Annotated in this window: 16 protein-coding genes; 9 read left to right on the top strand and 7 right to left on the bottom strand. The window is 66.7% G+C overall.

Annotated features, from left to right (window positions below; translation table 11 throughout):
• Window positions 1–3: 3 nt before the first annotated feature.
• The 3 genes from phnC to psrA form a co-directional block, all read right to left on the bottom strand.
• On the bottom strand, window positions 4–756 hold the full coding sequence (phnC, locus tag D6850_RS06195; protein WP_121164777.1) for a phosphonate ABC transporter ATP-binding protein: 753 nt from the start codon (window positions 754–756) through the stop codon (window positions 4–6).
• 60 nt (window positions 757–816) lie between these two features.
• Window positions 817–1,719, bottom strand: a complete 903-nt coding sequence (locus D6850_RS06200) for a phosphate/phosphite/phosphonate ABC transporter substrate-binding protein (RefSeq protein WP_121164779.1) — start codon at window positions 1,717–1,719, stop codon at window positions 817–819.
• Between the two features lie 76 nt (window positions 1,720–1,795).
• A complete protein-coding gene (psrA, locus tag D6850_RS06205) occupies window positions 1,796–2,920 on the bottom strand; it encodes an iron-containing alcohol dehydrogenase PsrA (RefSeq protein ID WP_121164781.1) in 1,125 nt (374 codons plus the stop codon).
• A gap of 94 nt (window positions 2,921–3,014) precedes the next feature.
• Between psrA and D6850_RS06210 the strand changes: the two genes are divergently transcribed.
• Entirely contained in the window at window positions 3,015–3,899 is an 885-nt protein-coding gene (locus D6850_RS06210) for a LysR substrate-binding domain-containing protein (protein ID WP_121164783.1), read from the top strand.
• Between the two features lie 22 nt (window positions 3,900–3,921).
• Here the strand turns inward: D6850_RS06210 and D6850_RS06215 are convergent, their stop codons facing one another.
• Both D6850_RS06215 and D6850_RS06220 read right to left on the bottom strand, forming a co-directional pair.
• Window positions 3,922–4,338, bottom strand: a complete 417-nt coding sequence (locus D6850_RS06215) for a PaaI family thioesterase (protein ID WP_121164785.1) — start codon at window positions 4,336–4,338, stop codon at window positions 3,922–3,924.
• A gap of 100 nt (window positions 4,339–4,438) precedes the next feature.
• On the bottom strand, window positions 4,439–5,281 hold the full coding sequence (locus tag D6850_RS06220) for an HTD2 family dehydratase (protein WP_121164787.1): 843 nt from the start codon (window positions 5,279–5,281) through the stop codon (window positions 4,439–4,441).
• A gap of 121 nt (window positions 5,282–5,402) precedes the next feature.
• Here D6850_RS06220 and D6850_RS06225 point away from each other — a divergent pair, with 121 nt between their 5' ends.
• Window positions 5,403–5,642: a CoA transferase gene (locus D6850_RS06225; protein ID WP_245964105.1), complete on the top strand. Its 240-nt coding sequence runs from the start codon at window positions 5,403–5,405 to the stop codon at window positions 5,640–5,642.
• A gap of 66 nt (window positions 5,643–5,708) precedes the next feature.
• Here D6850_RS06225 and D6850_RS06230 read toward each other — a convergent pair whose 3' ends face one another.
• Complete coding sequence (locus D6850_RS06230; RefSeq protein WP_121164791.1) at window positions 5,709–6,866, bottom strand: acyl-CoA dehydrogenase family protein; 1,158 nt, start codon at window positions 6,864–6,866, stop codon at window positions 5,709–5,711.
• Window positions 6,867–7,081: 215 nt separating this feature from the next.
• Between D6850_RS06230 and D6850_RS06235 the strand changes: the two genes are divergently transcribed.
• On the top strand, window positions 7,082–8,296 hold the full coding sequence (locus D6850_RS06235) for a YbfB/YjiJ family MFS transporter (protein WP_166434004.1): 1,215 nt from the start codon (window positions 7,082–7,084) through the stop codon (window positions 8,294–8,296).
• Between the two features lie 13 nt (window positions 8,297–8,309).
• On the opposite strand, the gene D6850_RS06240 is transcribed toward D6850_RS06235, so the two are convergent.
• Window positions 8,310–9,119, bottom strand: coding sequence for a helix-turn-helix domain-containing protein (locus D6850_RS06240; RefSeq protein WP_121164795.1), 810 nt, complete (start codon window positions 9,117–9,119; stop codon window positions 8,310–8,312).
• Between the two features lie 119 nt (window positions 9,120–9,238).
• Here D6850_RS06240 and D6850_RS06245 point away from each other — a divergent pair, with 119 nt between their 5' ends.
• From D6850_RS06245 to D6850_RS06270, 6 genes are all read left to right on the top strand, one after another.
• The gene (locus D6850_RS06245; RefSeq protein ID WP_121165166.1) at window positions 9,239–11,248 is read left to right on the top strand and encodes a CocE/NonD family hydrolase; all 2,010 of its coding nucleotides are present in this window, start codon (window positions 9,239–9,241) and stop codon (window positions 11,246–11,248) included.
• Between the two features lie 67 nt (window positions 11,249–11,315).
• Window positions 11,316–12,908 carry an ABC transporter substrate-binding protein gene (locus D6850_RS06250; RefSeq protein WP_121164797.1) on the top strand — a complete coding sequence of 531 codons (1,593 nt, stop codon included), beginning with the start codon at window positions 11,316–11,318 and terminating at the stop codon, window positions 12,906–12,908.
• Between the two features lie 31 nt (window positions 12,909–12,939).
• Complete coding sequence (locus tag D6850_RS06255; RefSeq protein WP_121164799.1) at window positions 12,940–13,878, top strand: ABC transporter permease; 939 nt, start codon at window positions 12,940–12,942, stop codon at window positions 13,876–13,878.
• Window position 13,879: 1 nt separating this feature from the next.
• A complete protein-coding gene (locus D6850_RS06260; protein ID WP_121164801.1) occupies window positions 13,880–14,755 on the top strand; it encodes an ABC transporter permease in 876 nt (291 codons plus the stop codon).
• Complete coding sequence (locus tag D6850_RS06265; protein WP_121164803.1) at window positions 14,752–15,744, top strand: ABC transporter ATP-binding protein; 993 nt, start codon at window positions 14,752–14,754, stop codon at window positions 15,742–15,744. The genes D6850_RS06260 and D6850_RS06265 overlap by 4 nt, the downstream gene beginning before the upstream one ends.
• On the top strand, window positions 15,741–16,727 hold the full coding sequence (locus tag D6850_RS06270; RefSeq protein WP_121164805.1) for an ABC transporter ATP-binding protein: 987 nt from the start codon (window positions 15,741–15,743) through the stop codon (window positions 16,725–16,727). Before D6850_RS06265 ends, D6850_RS06270 begins: the two co-directional genes overlap by 4 nt.
• Window positions 16,728–17,031 lie beyond the last annotated feature (304 nt).

Consider the following 17,031-nt stretch of genomic DNA (forward strand, 5'->3'; position numbering starts at 1 on the left):
GGCTCAGAGCACCTCCATCGCGTAGATTTCCTCGAGGTCGCGATCGCGCAGGGTGGCGGTTTCGCCGTCGAACTTCTTCACCCCGTCCTGCAAGCCAACGATCCGGTTGCAGAATTCCTTGGCGAGCTGCACGTCGTGGATGTTGCACAGCGCCGGAACGCCCAGTTCCTTGGCGATGCCCATGATGAGTGCCATCACCTCGCGGCTGATCTTGGGGTCGAGCGCCGATGTGGGTTCGTCCAGCAGCAAGAGCTTGGGCGTCTGCATCAGCGCGCGGGCGATCCCGACCCGCTGACGCTGCCCGCCCGATAGCGCGTCCGCGCGCTTGTCGACGTGATCCGTCAGGCCCACGCGGTCGAGATAGTATAGCGCCTTCTCGATGTCCTTCTTCGGGAAATGGCGGAACAGGCTGCGCAGGTTGCCGGTATAGCCCAACCGCCCCGAAAGAACGTTATCCATCACCGACATGCGGTTGATGAGATTGAATTCCTGAAAGATCATCCCGACGTTGCGCCGCAGCCGGCGCAGCTCGCTCGGGCGCAGCGCGCGCACGTCCTCGCCCAGCAGGACGATCTCGCCGCCCGTGGGTTCCACCAACCGGTTGATGCAGCGGATCAGCGTCGATTTGCCCGCGCCGCTCGGGCCGATCATGGCAAGGAAATCATCGCTTTGCAGCTCAAAGCTGATCCCCTTCAGGATCTCGGGCCCATTGGCCGAGTAGCGCACGCGCAGGTCTTTGACGGACAACACGGACATAAGCGGTCTCTCTCCCCTCGCGCTCGTCCCCGCGATCGCGGGGACGAGGCGGCCGTTGGCTTACTTGGCTTCCTTCGCGGCCTTCAGGTCGCGGATGATGTCGTAATCGGAATCCTCCATCCGCACGAACTTGCTGGCGTTGACGTTCTCCAGATACGTGCGCCCCTCCTCGGTGTCCCCCAGCGTCAGGAACGCATCGCGGATCTTGTCCACCAGCTCATCGCAGAGCCGCCCATCGACCACGAAAGGATCCTGCGGGATCACCGGCGAGGTCCACAGAACCGTGTAGTCATCCATCGTCGCAAGGTCGCGGTCGATCACGTTGTCGATCCGGTGCGTCGCGACGAAGGCCGCGTCGACCTGCCCCTCGAGCACGGCGACCGCGCTCAGGTCATGCCCGCCGGTATAGACCACGCGGCTGAAGAAATCCTCGAGATCCTTGCCGATCACCTTGGTGAAGGCCACCCGCGGCAGCAGGTTGCCCGAGGTGCTGGCCGGGTCGGTCAGCCCGATCACCGTGCCCTCGAGGTCGTCCACGGACTCATATCCCGAATCCGAACGCGCCACGAGGATCGCCTTGTAGCCCGGCCCTTCCTCCTGGAAATGGCCCTTGTGCTTGGCGTAGGTGACGATCACCTCCAGTTCGGGGTCCTTCTCCTGCGCGATCACGTAGGAATAGGGGCCGTGCATCCCGAGATCGACGAACCCGCCCAGCATCGCCTCGACCACCGAGGCGTAGGAGGTGGGCAGGAAGAACTCCACGTTCTTGTCGGTGGCCTTCTTGATCTGGTTGACCAGCGGCTGGTAGAGCGACAGCTCCTGGGTGGTCTCCTCGGTCGGGATCATCGAGAACCGCAGGACCTCGGGGTCGCGGCATTCGTCGGCCGAGGCGCTCGCGCCCATCGCCATCAGCCCGAGGCACAGCGCCCCGGCGGCGGTCTTGAACTTGGTTGGTCTGGTCATTTCTCTCTCCCATGTTTTGAGGTTGCGGGCCGGCTTGGCTGCGGCCTCTTTATGGATGCGCGCGGCATCGATTGCATCACGCCGTCATCTTCAAACTGCCCTGACGTCTGCCTGCGGCGATGAATTTTTCCTTGCTGCCGACGAAGTTGCGCCCCCGCTCCCCGGCAAAGGCCTCGTCGATGATCGCGGCGCAGGACTCGTCCGGAACCCCGTGATCCGAGAACCGCCCGCCGACGCCGAGCTGCGCGAGAAACGCAGAGAGCCGGTCCGCGCCCGCGTCCAGATCCTCGCCGAAGATGCGGCGCAACGCCTCCTCCCGGAACCCGCCGATCCCGATGACCGAGCGCAGCACGATCGGCAGGGTGAACGAACAGGCGATGCCGTGCTGCACCCCCCAGCCCAGCGTGATCGGGTAGGACAGGTTATGCGCGATCGCCGTCTTGGTGTTGGAGAACGCCAGCCCCGCGTTGAGCGACGCCTCCGCGACCCGCGTGCGCAGCTCCAGGTCGCCGAGGTCGCCCAGCAAGGCGGGCAGGTCCGCCAGCAGCGCGCGCGCCGCCGCGACCGCGTGACGCGCTGAGACCGGGTTGGCGTTGACGTTCCAGATGCTTTCAAGCGCATGCGACAGCGCGTCGAGCCCGGTGGCCAGCGTCAGCCCGTAGGGTTTGCCCAGCATCAGCGCGGGATCGACCAGCGCGGTTTCGGGATAGAGATTCGGGCGCGCCAGCGAATACTTGCGCCCCGCGCTGTCGTCCCAGACGGTGGCCCAGCTCGTGACCTCGCTGCCCGTTCCGGCCGTGGTCGGGACCGCGATCAGCGGGATCGCCGACAGCGCCCCGGCTCCTTCGAAGGTTTCGAGATAGCGTTTCACGGTGGCGAAATCGCCCCCAGCGGCGGCGAAGACCTTGGCAGAATCGATCACCGAACCGCCCCCCAGCGCCACGATCACGTCGGGCGGGGCGGGCAGGGCGGCAAAGCGCGCCGATTGCTCGGCCAGGGGCGCGCAGTCGGGATTGGGCGCGATGTCATCGACGACCAGAACCGGCGCGCCCGCCTTCGCCGCCAGTTTCTCGGCCAGCGCGGGGAACGGCGCGTCGGGGTAGGTCACCAATGCATAACTGCGGTCCCCGATCAGCGAGGGCAGCGCGTCAAACCCGCCGTCGCCAAAGCGAATCTCGACCGGGTTCCTGTATGTCCACATCCAAACGTCCTCACGCAGCTCGCTGAAATCAGAATGTGCGGGGGCGGCCCATATAACAAATTGATTATTTCTATTCGCTGTATAGATTGCGGGTATGAACTCGACGGCGCTCAGATCCTTTCACGCGGTTGCGAAACACGGCGGTTTCTCCGCCGCCGCGCGCGCGCTGAACATCAGTCAGCCAACGCTTTCGACGCAGGTGAAGGCGCTCGAACAACGCTACGAGGTCGAGCTTTTCAGCCGGATCGGGCGCGAGGTGCGGCTCACGCCCGCGGGGACCGAACTCTACCGCACCACGATGCGGCTGCACCAGAACGAGGTCGAGGCCGAAGATCTTCTCAATTCCTTCAAGGGTTTGCACTCCGGCTCCCTGCGCATCGCCGCGGTCGGGCCGTTCCACGCCACCGACATCATCGTCGCGCTCAAGACGCGCCACCCGCGCATCGACATCAGCGTGCAGTTCGGCAATTCGCGCCGCAGCTTTGAGCGGCTGGTCGAATACGAGGCCGATGTCGGCCTGATCGCCGAGGTCAACGCCGATCCCCGCGTCGAAACCGTGCCCTACAGCACCCATGACGTCGTGGTTTTCGTCAACGCTCAGCACCCGTTCTTTTCGCGCGACAGCATCTCGGTGCGCGAGCTTGCGGGCGAAAAGGTGGTGCAGCGCGAGGTCGGCTCGACCACCCGCACGGCGATGGAGACCGCGCTCGAGCGTCACGATGTCGGCATTGACGTGGTGCTCGACATCGGCAGCCGCGAGGGCATCTGGAAAGCGGTGGAGCAGGGGCTCGGGATCGGCTTCGTCGCGGATTTCGAATTCGTCCCGCACCCGAACCTGCGCGCGATCCCCATCCACGACGCCGAGATCCGCACCCAGTATTTCCTCGCCTACCTGAAGGAACGCCGCGCCTCGCGCCTGATCCGCACATTCTGCGACGCCGCGGGCGTGCAGCCCGCCCCGGTGGCGGGCGATTCCTGAAACACGCCGCGCGGGCGGCGGGTCACGCCTGTCCGGGCGGCTCCCAGGAAAGGGTCATCTGCGTCTGCGTCACGATCGCGGCGACCTTGCCATCCGCGCGGGTGATGGTCGTCTGGAACACCGCCGTCTTGCGCCCGACATGCACCGGCACGCTGGCGCCGGTGATTTCCTCACCGATGCGGATCGCGCGCAGGAAGTTGGTCTTGCTCTCGATCGTGGTGGTGCGCTGCCCGTCCCCGAGGTTCAGCGTCGCCGCCGTCCCGGCGAGCGTGTCGGCGAAGGTCATGACCGCGCCGCCGTGCAACACGTCGTTCCGGTTGGCGAGCGCCTCGGTCACTTCCAGCGTCCCGGTCACCCGGTCGGGCTGCGCCTGCGTCAGCCGGACGCCCATGTTGGTGGGAAAGAGGGGCAGCTTGGTTGCGTCTGAGCGTGGGGACATGCGGAGGGCGCCTTTGTCGTTGTCACAGGTTTCGGTGCGCCCTCATAGCGCCGTTGCCATGCCTGATGCAAAGCCGGTCGCTGATGGGGCGGGGCGGCCTTCAGGGCTGCATGAGCGTTCCGCGCATCGACGCCACCCCGTCCGAGCGCCGGATCACGCCCTCGCGCGGCTCGCCCGGCGCGTCGGTGACGATCCGCACCGGCGTGGTCAGGAACACCGGCGCCTCCGCGCGGTAGCGGAAGCGCAGCGGCCGGATGTCTTCGCCGCGCAGCGCATCGCAAAGCTCGGTCGCCATCAAGGGGCCATGCACCACGAGGTCGGGATAACCCTCGACGCGGCGGCAGAAATCGCGGTCCCAGTGGATGCGGTGGCCGTTATGCGTCACCGCCGAATAGAAGAAGAGCTTGCCCTCCGGGTAGGTGGCGTAGCCCTCGGGCACAGGGTCGCCCGGCGCGCGCAGCGCGGGCGTCGGCGCGCCGCGGTCGCGGTAAACGATGGTCTGGTCCTCGCGGATGCGGGCCGCGCCGTCCTGCTCGATCTCGTGGCGCACGGTGACGAAGCACATCGCGCCGGACTTGCCCTGCTTGAAGGCCACGTCCGCGATGGTCGAGCGCCGCACCGCGGGCGCGCCAAGCGCGAGCGGCTCCAGCACCGTCACGTCGCCCGCCGCCCACATCCGGCGGTCGAACGGCGCGGGCGGCAGGAATATCCCTGTGCGTTCGTGCAGGTCGTGGCCCTGGTCCGTCAGCGGGATTCCGGGGTTGAAATAGGCCCAGTGCCAGGTCGGCGGGAGCCGCTCTTCGACCCGCGCGCCCAGCAGCGCCGCCAGCTTCTCCGCCGGTTCGGGGGCGAGCGTGTCGCGGGTCTCGCGGCTGCGCCCGACGTAGGATTCGCACGTCGCGCGGATCTCGTCGCTCACCTCCGGGGCGGGTTGGTCTTGCATGGCGGCGCTCCTTCAATCAGATCGGTGAGGAAGCTAGCGCGCCGCGCGGGCGCGGACCAGTGCGCGGTTTTGCGCTAGGGGGTATAGGGCGGGATTATGTCTAGACATAATGGGGCGCTCAGTGCCTCGCCTCGGCAAGGAATCCATTGCGCTCGATCTGAAATCGGACGCGGACAAGGCGGTGCCGCGCGCGATGATCGCACGTGCCGACATCTTCATCCAAAATCTCGGCCCCGGCGTGATCGACCGGCTGGGATTCGGCGCCGGGCCGCTGCGAGAAGAGCGGCCCGATCTCATCATGTGCTCGATCGCGGGCTATGGCGGCAGCGGTCCCGCGACGCTCCGGGCGGAGTTCGGATAGAAACGTTTCATGCCCGCAGCTTGCGACCCGGACTTGATCCTCAAGCCTTAGGCGCGTTGCGCGCGATCAATAGCTGCGCGGCATTCCCAACACGTGTTCCGCGATATAGCTGAGCACGAGGTTGGTCGAGATCGGCGCCACCTGGTAAAGCCGGGTTTCGCGGAATTTGCGCTCGATATCGTATTCCTCGGCGAAGCCGAAGCCGCCGAAAGTCTGAACTGCCGCTTCCGCCGCCTCCCAGCTGGCCTCGGCGGCGAGCATCTTGGCCATGTTGGCCTCGGCCCCCGGGGTTTCGCCCGCCTCGTAGAGACCGACCGCCTCGTGCACCATCAGCTCGGCCGCGCGCATCCGCGCGTAGGCCTGCGCGATCGGGAAGGCGACGCCCTGGTTCTGCCCGATGGGGCGGCCGAAAACCTCGCGCTCACCGGCATAGGACGACGCCTTGTCGATGAACCACTTGGCGTCGCCGATGCACTCGGACGCGATCAGGATGCGTTCGGCGTTCATGCCGGACATGATGTAGCGAAAGCCGCGGCCTTCTTCGCCGATGAGGTTTTCGGCGGGGATTGCCACGTCGTCGAAGAACACCTCGCAGGAGGAATGGTTCATCATCGTGCGGATGGGCGAAATGCGCAGCCCCGCCTTTTCCGCCGCGTTCATATCGAGGATGAAGACCGAGAGCCCGTCGGTCTTCTTCTTGACCTCGCCGATGGGCGTGGTGCGCGCCAGCAGTATCATCAGGTCCGAATATTCCGCGCGGCTGGTCCAGATCTTCTGGCCGTTGACGATGTAACGGTCGCCGTCGCGTCGCGCGAAGGTCTTGATCGCGGGGGTGTTGGTGCCGCTGCCCGGTTCGGTCACGCCGAACGCCTGAAGCCGGAGCGACCCGTCGGCGATGCCGGGCAGGTATTGCTGCTTCTGCGCGTCGTTGCCGTGGCGCAGCAGCGTGCCCATCGTATACATCTGCGCATGGCACGCGCCCGCGTTGCAGCCCGCGCGGTGGATTTCCTCGAGGATCGCCGTGCCCGCCGAAAGGCCGAGCCCGATGCCGCCGTATTCCTCGGGGATGAGCGCCGAGAGATAGCCCTGGCCGGTCAGTTCGTTGACGAATTCCGCCGGGTAGGCGCGTTTTTCGTCCAGCTTGCGCCAGTATTCGCCGGGAAACTTCTCGCAGAGCTTGGCGACGGCGTCGCGGATGTCCCGGTGCATGTCGATGGTCGGCATTTGGCTCCTCCGTTTGCGCCGCTCTTAGCGCGTCCCGTCCGGCGGCGACAGTCCGCCGGCGCCGATCACGGGCATAACACCTTCCTATGACCGGGGCAGGGGCGCAACCTGCCGCCGCGTCTGGTCAAGCCCTCGGCGCGCCGATAGGGTTTCGCGGTGATTGGCGGTCAGGGGCCGAGTCGCGGCTGTGCGCTCCCTCCGGAATGGTGAACGAGATGCGGGATCTGAGCGACGCGCGCGACTATTACTGCAACACCCCGCCCGCGCTGGTCCTGACCTACGGAATTTCGGGGATCTTCGTCGGCATCGGGCTGGCCCGGTTCGCCTATTCGCCGATCATCCCGCTGCTGATCCGGGACGGCTGGTATTCCGATTACCAGGCGCAACTGCTGGGCGCCTGGGGACTGGCGGGGTATCTGCTGGGCGGGTTCCTCGCGCAGCGTTTCGCGCGGCGCTTCTCGCCCGGGGGGCTTTCCGGCGCGATGGGGCTGCTGGTGCTGCTCAGCCTGCTGTTTTGCAGCTTTCCGATCCATTTCGTCCACGCCGCCTTCTGGCGCACCATGTCCGGGGTGGCGGGGGCGGTGCTGATGATCGCGGGCCTCGCAGCGGTGAACGCACGGCTCGGGGCGATGGGCCGGCAGGGTCTTGGCGGGTTGGTCTTCACCGGCGTCGGCGCGGGGGCGCTGCTTGGCTCGATCATGATGGTGTTTCTGCCGGACGCCTCGGCGGCGGCGTCGAGCCTGGGGCTCACGGCGCTGTGCGCCGCGGCGCTGGCGGTGAACCTGTTTGCGGGTCGGCGGATGCGCCGGGCGCCGAAACTGCGCGGGGTCGACGCCTTTCCTCGGGCCGAGGCGCGGCTGCACCATGCGCTGTTGCTGGCGATCGCGGGGTATGCGCTCAACGCGTTCGGGATGACGGCGCATTCGCTATACGTGGTGGATTACGTCACCCGCGAGGTGGGGCTGGCGCCGCGCATGGGAGCATTGATCTGGACCGGGTTCGGGATCGGGGCGTTCCTTGCGCCGCTGGTTCCGCTGCGCTTCCTGCGCGGCGGGCTGGTGTGGATTTGCGTCGCGCAGGGCGTCGCCATCGCCGGCGTCGCGGTCTCGAACCTGCCCGCGGTGTTCTGGGGCGCGACGCTGATCGTGGGCTTCGGGGCGCCGGGGGTGGGGATGCTGGTGTCGGCCTTCATCCAGCGCACCATCGGGCCGCAATCCTATATCCGCTACTGGGCGCTGGCCACCACGGGATTCGCCAGCGCGCAGGCTTTCGGGGGGTTTTCCGCCTCGAGGCTCAGCCAGCACTGGGGCGGCTACCAGCCGGTGTTCCTGCTGGGCGCGGGATGCCTGTTCGCCGCGGCGCTGGCGATGGCGGGCGCGGCGCGGTTGCGCGACCGGGCGCTGGCGGCGCGGGACGTGGCGGCGGGCTGAGGGCGCGCGCGGCTCAGATTTCCTCGATCTCGAAGACCCAGGCGCCGGGGTCGATCCGGTTGGCGATCAGGGTCTTGATCCAGTCGTCGATATCGTCGGGTTCGAACATTCCGCAGCGCGCCAGCGCGCGGCGCAGGTCGATACGCGCGCCGAGATATTCGAGCATCACCGCCGAGGCCGCCGGCTTGCGGCCCCGCCGCATCGAACCGCCGGTCTGCACGCCGCGCAGGTGGTCGGGGTGCTGGGTGTAGGACGGGTAGAGCATGAGCTGCGTGATCGACGAGGCGTTGAGCGCGTCATACTCGACGATATGAACCCGGTGGCCGAGGTGAAAGGCCATGCCTTCGTACTTGCCGACGAATTTCTCGCGGCCGAGGTCGGGAACCGCGCCGGTTTCGATGTTCTTCCAGAGGTGCCTGCCGTCCTTCTCGGCGATCACGGCGAGCGAACGGGTGATCAGGCCGGGATAGCCGAACGTGTAGAAATAGCGAAAATACCAGCCGGTATAGCGCGTCATTTCGCCCGAGAGGCCATGCAGCCGTTCGACCGCCGCCAGGTGGCCGCGCAGGGCCGGCGTCGCCGGCGCGGTCTTGCGCAGCGAGACGAGGTCGGCAAAGCGCGCGGGATCGATCAGCAGTTCGGATTCGGTCACGCCGAAGAAATCGCAGATTCGGCGCATGTTATGGCGCGAAGGGCGCACCGATCCCGCGAGATACTTGTTGAATTGCTGGCGGTTGATGCCGATGCGCCGGCACACCTCGGCGATCGAGGGCAGCTGGCTGCATGCGCAGGCGAGGTTGGCGGGAAAGGGATCGTCAGTCATGCCGCCTATCGCATACTGACGCACAAACAGTGTCAAGTGTTACCTGTCTGCGAAATTGCAGGATGCGAATCCGCGCGGTTTAATCAGGGGAACCTTTCATGACCGAGATGGCGCGAAATATGAAAATCGTCACCGAGTACCCCCGATCCGTCCGCGAGATCGAACATGGCGGGATCAGGATGCCCGACGGCACGGTTCTGGCCGCCCGCATCTGGATGCCCGAGGACGCGGCATCGCAGCCCGTGCCGGCGATTCTCGAATATCTGCCCTATCGCAAGAACGACCACACGCTGCCCCGCGACGCGGCGCGCGCGCCCTATATCGCCGGGCATGGCTACGCCTATGTGCGGGTCGATATCCGCGGCTGCGGCGAATCAGAGGGGGTGATGACGGACGAATACACCGCGCAGGAATTGCAGGACGGCTGCGACGTGATCGCCTGGCTGGCCGCGCAGGACTGGTGCGACGGCGGCATCGGCATGGTCGGGATTTCCTGGGGCGGGTTCAACGGCTTGCAGATCGCCGCGCTTCAGCCGCCGGCGCTGAAGGCGGTGGTCAGCCTGTGTTCGACCGATGATCGCTACGCCGATGACATCCACTACATGGGCGGCGCCATGCTGTGCGAGCAGCTGAGTTGGGCGGCGACGATGTTCTCGCTCAACACGCTGCCGCCCGATCCGCGCCATGTCGGGGACGACTGGCGCGCGATGTGGCAGGAGCGGCTGGAGGGCAGCGGGCTCTGGCTGAAAAACTGGCTCATGCACCAGAGGCGCGACGAATTCTGGAAGCACGGCTCCATCTGCGAGGATTATTCGGCCGTCAAGGTTCCGGTCTATGCGGCGTCAGGCTGGGCCGACGGCTATCCGCGCACGGTGTTTCGCCTGATGGAGAACCTCACCTGCCCGCGCAAGGGGCTGGTCGGCCCCTGGGCGCATAAATACCCGCATATCGGCGCGCCGGGTCCGGCGATCGACTGGCTGACCGAGGAACTGCGCTGGTGGGATCAGTGGCTGAAGGGGATCGAGACCGGAATCATGGATGAGCCGCAACTGCGCCTCTTCATGCAGGACCACGCCGAACCGAAGGGCGCCTACGAGACGCGCGACGGCCGCTGGGTGGCGGAGCCGTCCTGGCCCTCGCCCAACGTGGAACGCGTCGCCTGGGGCATGATCGGGGACGGCGCGCTGGTTCGTGGCGGGTCCGGGCGCGGCGAGGCCGAGATCGCGACGCCCGCGACCGTGGGCCTGCAGGCGGGCAAGTGGTGCTCTTACGCCAACCCCGGCGACCAGCCGGGCGAGCAGGGGCCGGACGACGCGGACAGCGTGACGTTCCAGACCGCGCCGCTGGAGTCGGATTTGGAGATCGCGGGAGACGCGACGCTTGATATCGCGTTCACCTGTGATCGGCCGGTGGCGCTGATCGCCGCGCGGCTGGTCGACGTGGCGCCCGACGGCGCGGCGACGCGGGTGAGCTTTGGCGTGCTGAACCTCACCCATCGCGACAGCCACGAGACGCCCGCGCCGCTGAAGCCCGGTGAAACCCATCGCGCACGGGTGCCGATTAAGCATGTGGCCCAGACATTCCGCAAGGGACATCGCCTGCGCCTGTCGCTGTCCAACACCTATTTCCCGATGGTCTGGCCCGCGCCCGAGGCGGCGGCGCTGACGCTCGACCTGACCGACTGCGTGCTGAGCCTGCCCGAACGGAGCGGGCCGGACGGCGCGCTGCGCGATCTGGGCGCGCCGAAGGCGGCGCCGCCGCTGCGCGTCGAGACGCTGGAGAAGGGCGGCTATGAATGGCTGATCGAGCGGGACGGGCAGGGCGGCGTCCGCGTCACCGTTACCGACGACGACGGCGCGATCCGCATCATCGACAACGACCTGAACGTCACCGCAAAATGCACCGAGACCTACGCGCTGGACGGCCCGGACGATCATGCGCCCACAGCGCGCATGGAGTGGAACCAGGACATGGCGCGCGGCGACTGGCGGGTGCGCACGCTGACCGAGACGGAGGTCACCAGCACCGCGACGGACTGGAAGATCCGCGCCCGCCTTCGCGCCTGGGACGGCGACGAATTGGCCCATGAACAGGATTGGAGCGAAACGATTCCGCGCGATCTGGTATGATGAACGCGAAATGACAGAAGGCGCGGAAGAGCCGCGCCGCTATAACAAGACAAGGAGGAAAATCCAAATGACGAAGAAAATCCACACCATCACTCTGGGCCGCCGCGGCTTCCTGCAGGGGGCCGTCGCCACGGGGCTGGCCGCCGGGACCATGCCGCTGGGACAGGCGATATGGGCCGCCGAGGGCGCCATGCTGAACGCCTTTTCCTACGCGGATATCGACAAGCTCGACCCCGGTTTCTACCAGAACGGCTACAATGTCGACGTGATGAACTGCATCTATCACAAGCTGGCGCGCTACGTTCCGGGCCGCGAGTGGGAGATCGAGAACGAGGCCGCCGAAGAGTTGGAGCAGGTGGACGACACCCATATCCGCTTTCGGCTGAAGCCGGGCATCATGTTCTCCGGCGGTTACGGCGAAATGACGGCCGAGGACGTGAAATTCTCGTTCGAGCGGGTGCTCGAGCATGACAGCCCGGTCAAGGGCGACTGGGGGCCGCTGAAGGAGGTTCAGCTCGACCCCGACGACAAGTATGCCGGGACCATCGTGCTGGAAAAACCGTTCCAGCCGCTCTGGACCATCACCATCCCCTATGGCGTCGGTCATATCGTGTCCAAGAAGGCGGTGATGGAGGCCACCGGCGACGGCGGCGATTTCGGGATGAAGCCGCCGGCCTTCTCGGGGCCCTACATCCTGGACGAGTGGAAACCCAACCAATACGTCAAGCTCACCCGCAACCCCGACTATTCGGGCGAACTGAAACCCGGCTACGACGAGATCCGCATCATCCCGATGGACGATGAAAAGGTCGCCGAACGCGCCTACGAGGCGGGCGATCTCGACTACACCGGGATCAGCCTGTCGTCGCTGTCCAACTACAAGGCCAATCCGCCTGCGGACACGACGATCAAGGAATTCCCGTCCCTCTATTACGTGTGGGTCGGCATGAACATCGATAACGAGGTGACGGGCAACGAGGATCTGCGCAAGGCGATCCAGTGGGCGATCAATGTGCCGCAGATCATGGACGCCGCCTATTTCGGAGAGGCCAAGCCCTCGACCGGGTTGATCGCGCCGGGCCTGACCGGCCATCGCGAAAAAGCGCTGATCCCGCCCGAGGGCGATCTCGACAAGGCGCGCGAATATCTCGAGAAGGCGGGCGGTCCGCCCGCGCAGCCGATCACCATCGACACGCTGAACGCCACCACGTGGAAGACCATTGCCGAGGTCATCCAGGCGCAGCTTGGCCAGATCGGCATCCAGGTGCAGGTGAACGTGCAGGATTCGGGATCGTTCTGGACGCTGGGCATGGAGAGCGAGGGCGACCGCTGGAAGAACATGCAGCTCGTCGTCAACCGGTTCTCGATGATGCCTGATCCGTTCTACGCGACAACCTGGTTCACCTCGGACCAGGTGGGCATCTGGAACTGGGAGCGGTTCTCGAACCCCGAGTTCGACAAGCTCAACGACGAGGCGCTGAGCGAGGCCGACAAGGACAAGCGCGCGGCGATGTATCGCAAGATGCAGGACCTGATGGAAGAATCGGGCGCCTACCGCTTTCTCACCCACGAGGCGAGCCCGGTGATGTATCGCGACAGCGTGGAGCCGGCCCTGCGCCCGGACGCGCGCCCGCTCTACGTCGGGTTCAAGCCGGCCTGATCGGGCGACGGAAAAGGGAGACCGCGACGTCATGGCGCTTTACGCGATCCAGAGACTGCTCCTGTCGGTGTTGATCATCGCCGTCGCGGTCTGCCTGCTCAACATCATGCTGCATCTCGTGCCGGGGGATCCGGCGGTGATGATCCTCGGGCCGCGCGCGACGCCCGAACTGATCGAGAAGACCCGCGTGGAGATGGGGCTCGATCAGCCGTTCCTGATCCAGATGGCCACCTTCTTCGGCAACCTGCTGCGCGGGGACATGGGGGTGGACGTGTTCACCGGACGCAGCGTCACCACCATCGTGATGGAGGCGCTGCCCTTCACGCTGGCGCTGATCTCGGCGTCGATCGCCTGGGCGGCGCTGATCGGCATTCCGCTGGGCGCCTATTCGGCGCTTCGGCGCAACACGTGGATCGACCGCATCACCGGCATCCTGTCGGTCGGCACCATTTCGATCCCGTCCTTCGTGATGGCGCTTTACGGCACGCTGATCTTCGCGGTCTGGCTGGGCTGGCTGCCCGCCATCGGCGCGGGCGAGGGGTTCGGCGACCAGGTCGTGCACCTGATCCTTCCCGCCTTCGCCGTCGGCGTCAGCTGGGTGGGCTACATCGCGCGCATCGTGCGCGCCGCCATGCTCGAGGTGATGGGCGAGAACCACGTGCGCATGGCGCGCGCCTTCGGCCTGCGCGAGGGGCGCATCGCGCGCGGCTACGTGCTGCGCATCGCGGTGCTGCCGGCGGTCACGCTGATCGGGGCAGGGGTGGCGCATCTGTTCTCGGCGGCGGTTTTCGTCGAGGTGATCTTCGCGCGCCCCGGCATCGGCGCGCTGATCGTCAGCGCGGTGAACGAACGCAACTATCCCATCGTGCTGGGCGCGGTGCTCATCACCACGGCGATCATCGTGCTGGCGACGCTGATCTCCGATCTCGTCATTGCGTGGCTCGATCCGCGCCAGCGGGAGGGGCTCTGACATGGCCGAGACGACCGCGTCCTACAAGGAGCCCTCGGCGCTGCGCGTCTACGCAGGGCAGTTGCGCCGGAACCCGATGGGGATGCTCGGCCTCGTGCTGGTGCTGATCGTGGTGGCGACCGCGATCTTCGCGCCCTGGCTTGCGCCCTATGATCCGAACCAGATCATGCTTGGCCCGCGCATGGGCGCCCCATCCGCCGAGCATTGGCTGGGCACCGATCAGCTGGGCCGCGACCTGCTGAGCCGGGTGATCGCAGGCGGGCGCATCGCCATGCTGGTGGCGGTCGCCACGCTCGGCGCGGCGCTGAGCGTCGGGTTGGCGCTGGGACTGATCGCGGGCTACGGGCCGAGATGGCTCGACAATATCCTGCTGCTGATCTTCGACGCGGTGCGTTCGTTCCCGGTGATCGTCTTCGGGCTTGCGGTGGTGGCGCTGGTGGGGCCGTCGCTCTACACGGTGATCCTGGTGGTCGCGATCACCTCGATCCCGATATACGCCCGCATCGTGCGCACCCAGACGCAGGCGCTGCGCGGGGCGGAGTTCATCCTCGCCGAGCGGGCGATGGGCGCGAGCACCCTGCGCATCCTCGGGGTGCATGTGCTGCCCAACGTGCTGGGCCCGCTGCTGATCCTCGCGAGCATGGACGTGCCGATGGTGATCGCCACCGAGGCGGGGCTGAGTTTCCTCGGGATGGGCGTGCGCCCGCCCGCGCCAAGCTGGGGCACGATCCTGAACGATGGTTACAACTTCATCCGCAATTCGCCCTGGCCGGTGATCGCCGGGTCGGCGCCGATCATCATCGTCACGCTGGGCTTCACCTTTCTGGGCGAGGCGCTGCGCGACATCTTCGATCCCAAGCTGAGGCGCAACTCATGACCGAAGCCGCCGATTCGCTCCTGTCGGTGAAGAACCTGTCGATCGACTTCGGCACGCCTCGGGGGGCGCTGCACGCGCTGCGCGGCGTTGAACTGGAGGTGCCCAAGGGGCGCATCATGGGGCTGGTGGGCGAATCGGGCTGCGGCAAGTCCACGCTGGCCTTCAGCCTCGCCGGGTTGCTGCCGAGCAACGGCCGGGTGGCCGGCGGCGCGATCCTGCTGAACGGCGAGGACGTCACGAAGATGAGCGAGCGCGAGTTGCGCGATATCCGCGGGCGGCGCGTCTCCATGATCTTCCAGGACCCGATGACGGCGCTCAACCCGGTCGCCACCATCGGGCGGCAGATGCTCGACATCCAGTATCGCGACGCGGGCGGCAAGGCCGAGAAGCGCAGGCGCGCCGCCGAGATGCTGGACCGCGTCGGCATTCCTGACGCCGCCGCACAGCTTGCCGCCTATCCGCACCAGTTCTCGGGCGGCATGCGCCAGCGGGTCTGCATCGCCATGGCGCTGCTGACGAAACCGGATCTCCTGATCGCGGACGAGCCGACGACGGCGCTCGACGCGACGCTCGAGGTGCAGATCATCGAGCTCCTGCGCGAATTGCAGCAGGAGATGGGCTGCGCCATCGTGTTCGTGTCCCACCACCTCGGCACGGTGGCCGAGCTCTGCGACGACGTGACGGTGATGTATGCCGGCGAAATGGTCGAGCGCGGCACGGTGCGCGACGTGTTTCACAACCCCGCGCATCCCTACACGCAGGCGCTTCTCGAATGCGACCCGGCCCGGATCAAGGACGCCACGCGGCAATTGCCGACGATCCCCGGCACGCTGCCCGATCTCGTGCGCGTGCCGCCGGGCTGCATCTTTCGCAACCGCTGCGAACACGCCTGGGAGCGCTGCGCGACGGAACACCCGCCCCATTACGCGGCCAGCGGCCCACGCCATGTTGCGAGCTGCCACCTGCTGGACAAGGAGGGCACGGCATGAGCCCGCTGCTGGAGGTCGAGAACCTGGTCGTCCGTTACCCGGCGATGGGCCGCGTCCGCGCCGCGCTGAAGGGCGCCGAGCCCGAGTTCGAAGCGGTCGCCGACGTGTCGTTCGGCATAAAGGCGGGCGAGACGCTCGGCCTTGTCGGTGAATCCGGCTCGGGCAAGTCGACGATCGCACGCACCTTGATGGGGCTGAAACGGGCGCATTCCGGGTCCATCCGCTTTGACGGACGTGAGATATCGGACGCCAGCGCGCAGGAATACGCCCGCTTGCGCCGCGAAATCGCGATGATGTGGCAGGACCCGGTCGGATCGCTTTCGCCGCGGCTGACAGTGGGCGCGCTGGTGACCGAGCCGCTCAAGATCCACGGCAGGCGCGCGGACCGGCGGGCCGAATGCAAGCGGCTGCTGGAGATGGTCGGCCTGCCCGCCAATTTCGCCGGGCGGTTTCCGCATCAACTGTCGGGGGGGCAGGCGCGGCGCGTGGGCGTGGCGCGCGCGCTTGCGCTCGACCCGCGGCTGGTGATCGCGGACGAACCGACCGCGGGCCTCGACATGTCGGTGCAGGCCGAGGTGCTGAACCTGCTGGCCGAGATGCAGACGCGTCTCGGCATTGCGATCCTGGTGATCACTCATAACCTCAACGTCGTGCGCCATATCACGGATCGCATGGCGATCATGTATCTCGGCCGCTTCGTCGAGACCGGCCCGACCGAGCGCATCTTTCACGCGCCCTGCCATCCCTATACCGAGGCGCTGCTGTCGGCCAATCCCGAACCCGACCCGGACGCCGCGCAGGCGCGCATCACGCTGTCGGGCGAAATGCCGAGCCCGCGCCGCCGCCCGGAAGGATGCGAATTCCATTCGCGCTGCCAATACGCCCGCCCGGAATGCGCACGGCGCGCCCCCGGCGTTACCGAACACGGCCCGCAGCACGCCTTCACCTGTCATTTCCCGATCTGCGGTCCCTCCGCGGCCTGAGGCGCCCCCAAAGCGTTCGCATTCACGTTTCGACAGCTACGACAACCTTCCCGCCAGTCGGGCCTGGATGCCGATCCCGGGCGCGTGGCCGCCACCTGGCATCTCGCCCAGGGGACGGGGGCACGGTCATCCGAGAATGATGACCTGTGGCGGGAGTAGAATTTGCCAGCTTCGCTTTTGGAAAACTGTTGGTTGGCCAGCGGGTTGCAGGTCAAGTGGCGGAGGGAGCGTGACCGGCAGCGAACTTGTGCTCGCGAAATCCCGCACCGTCATGTAGAGACGATCGGGGGGCAGGTCGTTGACG

Origin of the sequence: Roseovarius spongiae (assembly GCF_003651245.1) — a bacterium.
Classification (GTDB): Bacteria; Pseudomonadota; Alphaproteobacteria; order Rhodobacterales; family Rhodobacteraceae; genus Roseovarius; species Roseovarius spongiae.

Coding starts and splice junctions, on each gene's coding strand:
- D6850_RS06220 (WP_121164787.1), bottom strand. CDS start 5,281: ATGCAAGACCAACCCGCCCCGGAGGTGAGCGACGAGATCCGCGCGACG.
- D6850_RS06235 (WP_166434004.1), top strand. CDS start 7,082: ATGCGGGATCTGAGCGACGCGCGCGACTATTACTGCAACACCCCGCCC.
- D6850_RS06265 (WP_121164803.1), top strand. CDS start 14,752: ATGACCGAAGCCGCCGATTCGCTCCTGTCGGTGAAGAACCTGTCGATC.
- D6850_RS06250 (WP_121164797.1), top strand. CDS start 11,316: ATGACGAAGAAAATCCACACCATCACTCTGGGCCGCCGCGGCTTCCTG.
- phnC (WP_121164777.1), bottom strand. CDS start 756: ATGTCCGTGTTGTCCGTCAAAGACCTGCGCGTGCGCTACTCGGCCAAT.
- D6850_RS06245 (WP_121165166.1), top strand. CDS start 9,239: ATGAAAATCGTCACCGAGTACCCCCGATCCGTCCGCGAGATCGAACAT.
- D6850_RS06270 (WP_121164805.1), top strand. CDS start 15,741: ATGAGCCCGCTGCTGGAGGTCGAGAACCTGGTCGTCCGTTACCCGGCG.
- D6850_RS06215 (WP_121164785.1), bottom strand. CDS start 4,338: ATGTCCCCACGCTCAGACGCAACCAAGCTGCCCCTCTTTCCCACCAAC.
- D6850_RS06240 (WP_121164795.1), bottom strand. CDS start 9,119: ATGACTGACGATCCCTTTCCCGCCAACCTCGCCTGCGCATGCAGCCAG.
- D6850_RS06260 (WP_121164801.1), top strand. CDS start 13,880: ATGGCCGAGACGACCGCGTCCTACAAGGAGCCCTCGGCGCTGCGCGTC.
- D6850_RS06210 (WP_121164783.1), top strand. CDS start 3,015: ATGAACTCGACGGCGCTCAGATCCTTTCACGCGGTTGCGAAACACGGC.
- D6850_RS06200 (WP_121164779.1), bottom strand. CDS start 1,719: ATGACCAGACCAACCAAGTTCAAGACCGCCGCCGGGGCGCTGTGCCTC.
- psrA (WP_121164781.1), bottom strand. CDS start 2,920: ATGTGGACATACAGGAACCCGGTCGAGATTCGCTTTGGCGACGGCGGG.
- D6850_RS06255 (WP_121164799.1), top strand. CDS start 12,940: ATGGCGCTTTACGCGATCCAGAGACTGCTCCTGTCGGTGTTGATCATC.
- D6850_RS06230 (WP_121164791.1), bottom strand. CDS start 6,866: ATGCCGACCATCGACATGCACCGGGACATCCGCGACGCCGTCGCCAAG.